The organism is Candidatus Ruminimicrobium bovinum (assembly GCF_902760015.1).
Lineage (GTDB): Bacteria > Elusimicrobiota > Endomicrobiia > Endomicrobiales > Endomicrobiaceae > Ruminimicrobium > Ruminimicrobium bovinum.
In genome coordinates this window covers 1-5,317 of record NZ_CACWEU010000082.1, presented here as the reverse complement: position 1 = coordinate 5,317, position 5,317 = coordinate 1, and the positions used below count along the sequence as shown (strand labels likewise).

Below are 5,317 nucleotides of genomic sequence, written 5' to 3'. Positions count from 1 at the left end.
CAAAAAAAATTTTATTCATTCGGTAAATTTGTTTATTCTTTGGCCGAATTCAATTATTGCTTTTCCGATTTTTTATGTAATGCAATTTGTACCGATGAAAATAAATACATAGTATCGGTTGCGAATAAAAAAGAAATTCCAAAATACCTTTCGGAAAATGCAATTAAAGAACTTGAAATTTTTTCAAAACTTTCAAAAATTACAACCGATGAACTTTTTTGTGAAATTGATTTTAAAGGATATATTCCGAAATTCAATAATATTCCGACGGATTTTTGTAAAATCTATAAAAATCAAATAAAAAATATTTCAAAAGTCGGTTACGGTATTTTTGCCGCATCAAAAATGTTTAAAGTTTCAAACGAACAAATTATACCTATAAAATCTGCAGATAAAATTTCGGCAGATATTTTTGTAGGTTATAAAGAACAAAGGAAACAAATTTTTGATAACACGAAAGCTTTATGTAAAGGTAAACCTGCCGCAAATGTTTTATTATACGGTGACGCCGGAACGGGAAAATCTTCCACCGTTAAAGCATGTGCGAATTATTTTTACAATGAAGGCGTTCGCCTTATAGAAATAAGAAAAGATCAACTTTTAAGTTTATCTTATATTATGGATAAAATTACGGATAATCCTTTGAAATTTATAATATTTATCGACGACCTTTCTTTTAATAAAAACGATGACAGTTTCAGCATGTTAAAAGCGACTTTGGAAGGTTCTGCGGGAGCAAAAGCCGAAAATGCCGTTATTTATGCAACAAGTAACAGACGTCATATAGTAAAAGAAAGTTTTTCCGACAGACAAAATAATGATGATATTCATATTAACGATACCATACAGGAACTTACTTCGCTTTCCGACAGATTCGGGTTAACCGTATATTTTGAAAAGCCGGATAAAAACCTTTATCTTGAAATTGTTTTTGCACTTGCCGAAAGAAATAATATTGAAACAAACAAAAAAGAATTGGCACAAAAAGCCGAAACTTTTGCATTAAATCGCGGTAATCGTTCACCGAGAATTGCAGAGCAATTTATAAACAGTTTAATTCTATAACATGGAATTTTATTTTTAATTTAAGTAATTCTTATAATATAATAAATAAAAGAGGAAATATGTTTAACGGAAAACAAAAAATTCATTTTGTAGGTATCGGCGGTGCCGGTATGAGCGGTATTGCGGAAGTTGCATTAAATTTGGGTCATCAGGTTTCCGGATCCGATATTAAAAAAACCGAAGTTACTCAAAGGTTAAAAGAATTAGGTGCTAAAATATATATAGGTCAAAAAGCCGAAAACATAAAAAATAAAAATATAGATGTTGTTGTTACTTCAACTGCTATTTCAAAAGATAACCCGGAAGTACAACAGGCCGTAAAAGATAAAATTATCATTATTCCTCGTGTAGAAATGCTTGCCGAACTTGCAAGGTTAAAATATACAATTACAATTGCCGGTACTCACGGTAAAACAACAACAACATCAATTACGTCAATGGTTCTTGATGAAGGCGGTTTTGATCCGACAATAGTTATCGGCGGTAAATTAAAAAATTTGAAAACAAATGCTCGGCTCGGTAAAGGCGAATATATGATTGCCGAAGCCGATGAATCCGACGGTTCTTTTTTAAAATTATCACCCGTAATAACCGTTGTTACAAATATAGATAACGACCATCTTGATTATTACGGTAATATGGAAAATTTAAAAAATGCTTTTATAAAACATATAAACAGTCTTCCTTTTTACGGATGTGCCGTTGTATGTACGGACAGTCCTTTGGTAAAAGAAATTTTACCTTATGCCGCAAGAAAATATATAACTTACGGTTTTAAAGGAACACCCGATATAACGGCAACCGAAATTTCCGTTGTAAACGGTAACACGGAATACAATGTTATTTATAAGGGTAAAAAACTCGGTAAAATCGTATTAAAAGTTCCGGGTGAACATAACGTATTAAATTCGTTGGCGGCAATAGGTGTAGGACTGCAATTTGATATACCTTTTGTAAATATAAAAACGGCATTGGCAAATTACGGCGGTGTAGGAAGACGACTTGAAGTTAAAGGAGAAAAAAAAGGAATTACTGTTATTGATGATTACGGCCATCATCCGACGGAAGTTAAAGCAACCCTATCCGCATTAAAACATAATTATCCCAATAAAAGGTTGGTTACAATATTTCAACCGCACAGATATACAAGAACACAAAATTTATATAATGAATTCGGAAAAGCATTAAAAAAAGCCGATGTAATTTATATTATGGATATTTATGCCGCAAGCGAAAAACCGATAAAAGGTATTACTTCGGATTTAATTATAAATTCTGCTCGTGAAAACAAGTGTGAAGTTCATAAATTTACCGATATAAATTCTGTTGCCGAAACACTAAAAGAAAATGATATTTTGCTTACATTAGGTGCAGGTAATGTTTGGCAACAGGGAGAAGAATTGCTAAAGTTATTATAAGCCGATTTTAACGAATCAGTGATATTTTATAAGTATATTCGTGGGGTGTAATGTTTACCTTGTTTTCTCTCGATAACCAACCGAGAGCAAGGTAAAGCATTGTATTTGATAAACCTAAATTTGCTTTTATTTGAATCGGAGTCGATTCTCCGTTTGCATCAAGGTATCTCCAAATTTGTCCTGCAACAGTGCCTATAATATCAATCATATTTTTACCACCAAAAGACAGTTTATCAGGTTATGGGATTACAGGTTATTTTAACTTATAGCCGTATAATTCAAAAACCAATAACCTAAACTACATTTTTTCAACAACAAAAAGTTCGGTATCTTTATCAACAGGTTTTCCGTTTTCAATTAAAATCTTTAATATTTTAACTTTTGTCGGAGCTTTTATCTCGTTCATTACTTTCATCGCTTCAACTATACATAAAGTTTTACCCTCGGCAACAATATCCCCTTCTTTAACAAAAGTAGGGCTTGAAGGGGATGCCGATCTGTAAAAAACACCTGTTAAAGGAGATTTTAAAGTTTCATTGTTTTCTTCTTCAACAACTTGTTCTTGTTCGTTCTTTTCATTTACTATATTTTTGATAACAGTATGCTTACATTTATCATTGACGGTTTTTCTTCTGATATGAAAACGGGAAGTCGCAGACTTTATTTCCATCTCTTCAACTTTTTCGTCGCACATAATTTTATACAAAGCTTTTACTTCTTCTTGAAGCTGCTTTTCTTTTTCGTTATTAGGCATATTGTCCTCTACATATTTTTACTTAAGTTTATTCTGCCTTGGTTATCTATTTCATCTACTTTAACCACAATTTCTTCACCCACCGAAACAACATCCTCAACTTTTTTAACTCTTGTTTTGGCAAGTTTTGAAATGTGAACAAGCCCTTCTTTGCCCGGCAAAAATTCAACAAAAGCACCGAAAGCCATTATTCTTGTAACTTTTCCTTTATATGTTTTTCCTACTTCAACTTCAGCTGTTAAACCTTCAACAATATTCCTTGCACATTCCAAAGAAGCCGTATTGTCTGCCGAAATAAACACCGTTCCGTCTTCTTCTATATCAATTTTTGCACCGGTGGATTCCTGAATATTCCTTATATTTTTGCCTCCGGGCCCTATCAAACCGCCTATCTTACTTTGAGGAATTGTTAATACGGATATTTTAGGAGCATATTTTGAAAGTTCTTCTCTGGGTTTGTTTATTGCGGCTTCCATTTTATCAAGAATTTCCATTCTGCCGACACGTGCCTGTTCAAGGGCTTGTGCCATAATTTCTGTTGTAAGCCCTGTAGTTTTTATGTCCATCTGTAAAGCGGTAATACCTTTTCTTGTTCCTACAACTTTAAAATCCATATCACCCAAGTGGTCTTCCATACCCATAATATCGGTTAATATTGCATAATTTTTGTCGTCCTGCATAAGCCCCATTGCAATACCTGCACATGCCGATTTTACAGGAACACCTGCATCAAACAATGCAAGGCATCCTCCGCAAACCGAAGCCATTGAAGATGAACCGTTGGATTCCAAAATATCCGATACTATCCTTATTGCATAAGGAAAATCTTTTTCTTCCGGAAGTATCGCTTTAAGTCCTCTTCTTGCCAAAGCGCCGTGCCCTATTTCTCTTCTTCCGGGAGACCTTTCCGGTTTAGGTTCGCCCGTCGCAAAACCCGGAAAATTATAATGTAACATAAATCTTTCTTTATATTCACCGGTTAACTCATCCATAACCTGCATATCTTCCGGTGTTCCCAAAGTAACCGAAGCCAACGACTGTGTTTGACCTCTTGTAAATATTGCACTGCCGTGTGCTCTTGGTAAATACCCCACCTCACATGTAATAGGCCTTATTTCGGTTAGTTTTCTGCCGTCTGTTCTTATATTTTTAGTCAATACCAACTGCCTTGCTTTGTTATAGAAAATATCCTCCATAACAAAATCGATGTCTTTGCTTTTTTCCGGGAAAGTTTCGGCTAATTTTGTTTGTATTTCTTCTTTAAATTTAGCCCATGTAGTATCCCTTTCGGTTTTATCTTTTATGGTAACACATTCTTCTGCTTTTGAAATAACTTCGGCTTCAACCATTTTCTTTAAATTTTCATCTATAACGGGTTCCGAAACAGGAAGTTTTTCCTTCGAAGGTAAAGTATCAATAAATTTACAAATTTTACTTACTTCTTCTTTTGCCAAATTCAAAGCATCAAGCATTTCCTGTTCTGAAAGCTCATTTGCACCTGCTTCAACCATTGTTAAAGCATCTGCAGTTCCGCCGACAACCAAATCCAACTCGCTTTTTTCCTGTTCTTCAAGTGTAGGATTTACTATTAATTTACCGTCAATTCTTCCTATCCTGACGGCACCTACGGTTTTTTCAAAAGGTATATTTGAAAGTTTTAATGCAACAGATGCACCTATTATACTTATTATTGCTGCTTCATTAACACAATCGTGAGAAATAACTGTTGCCGTTATCTGTGTATCGTTTCTCCAAAAATCGGAAAACAAAGGCCTTATAGTTCTGTCTATAAGTCTGCTTACCAAGATTTCGCTGTTTTTGGCTTTTGCTTCTCTTTTAAAAAATCCGCCGGGAATTTTACCTACGGAATATGTCTTTTCTCTGTAATCAACGGTTAAAGGCATAAAATCCGTTCCTTCTTTAGGAGTTGCCGAAGCAACGGCATTAACCAAAACCATTGTATCGCCTAAACGAACTACACAGGAACCGTTTGCCTGTTTTGCAAGATGACCGAATTCAACCTTAATTTCTTTTCCTGCTACATTAAAGGATGTTTCTGTTTTTTCCATTTCTGCTCCAT

5 protein-coding genes are annotated in these 5,317 nt (G+C 34.3%); 2 read left to right on the top strand and 3 right to left on the bottom strand.

The window, feature by feature from the left end; genetic code table 11:
* Positions 1-1,065: ATP-binding protein (locus ACMUOV_RS02930; RefSeq protein WP_413853554.1), on the top strand; the 1,065-nt coding region annotated here is incomplete at its 5' end.
* A 59-nt stretch (positions 1,066-1,124) separates the two neighbouring features.
* Positions 1,125-2,483: a UDP-N-acetylmuramate--L-alanine ligase gene (gene murC / locus ACMUOV_RS02925; RefSeq protein ID WP_413853553.1), complete on the top strand. Its 1,359-nt coding sequence runs from the start codon at positions 1,125-1,127 to the stop codon at positions 2,481-2,483.
* 7 nt (positions 2,484-2,490) lie between these two features.
* Here the strand turns inward: murC and ACMUOV_RS02920 are convergent, their stop codons facing one another.
* The 3 genes from ACMUOV_RS02920 to pnp form a co-directional block, all read right to left on the bottom strand.
* Positions 2,491-2,691, bottom strand: coding sequence for a winged helix-turn-helix domain-containing protein (locus ACMUOV_RS02920; protein ID WP_413853552.1), 201 nt, complete (start codon positions 2,689-2,691; stop codon positions 2,491-2,493).
* A 90-nt stretch (positions 2,692-2,781) separates the two neighbouring features.
* The gene (locus tag ACMUOV_RS02915; RefSeq protein WP_413853551.1) at positions 2,782-3,237 is read right to left on the bottom strand and encodes an acetyl-CoA carboxylase biotin carboxyl carrier protein; all 456 of its coding nucleotides are present in this window, start codon (positions 3,235-3,237) and stop codon (positions 2,782-2,784) included.
* An 8-nt stretch (positions 3,238-3,245) separates the two neighbouring features.
* On the bottom strand, positions 3,246-5,306 hold the full coding sequence (gene pnp / locus ACMUOV_RS02910) for a polyribonucleotide nucleotidyltransferase (protein ID WP_413853555.1): 2,061 nt from the start codon (positions 5,304-5,306) through the stop codon (positions 3,246-3,248).
* Positions 5,307-5,317: the final 11 nt, after the last annotated feature.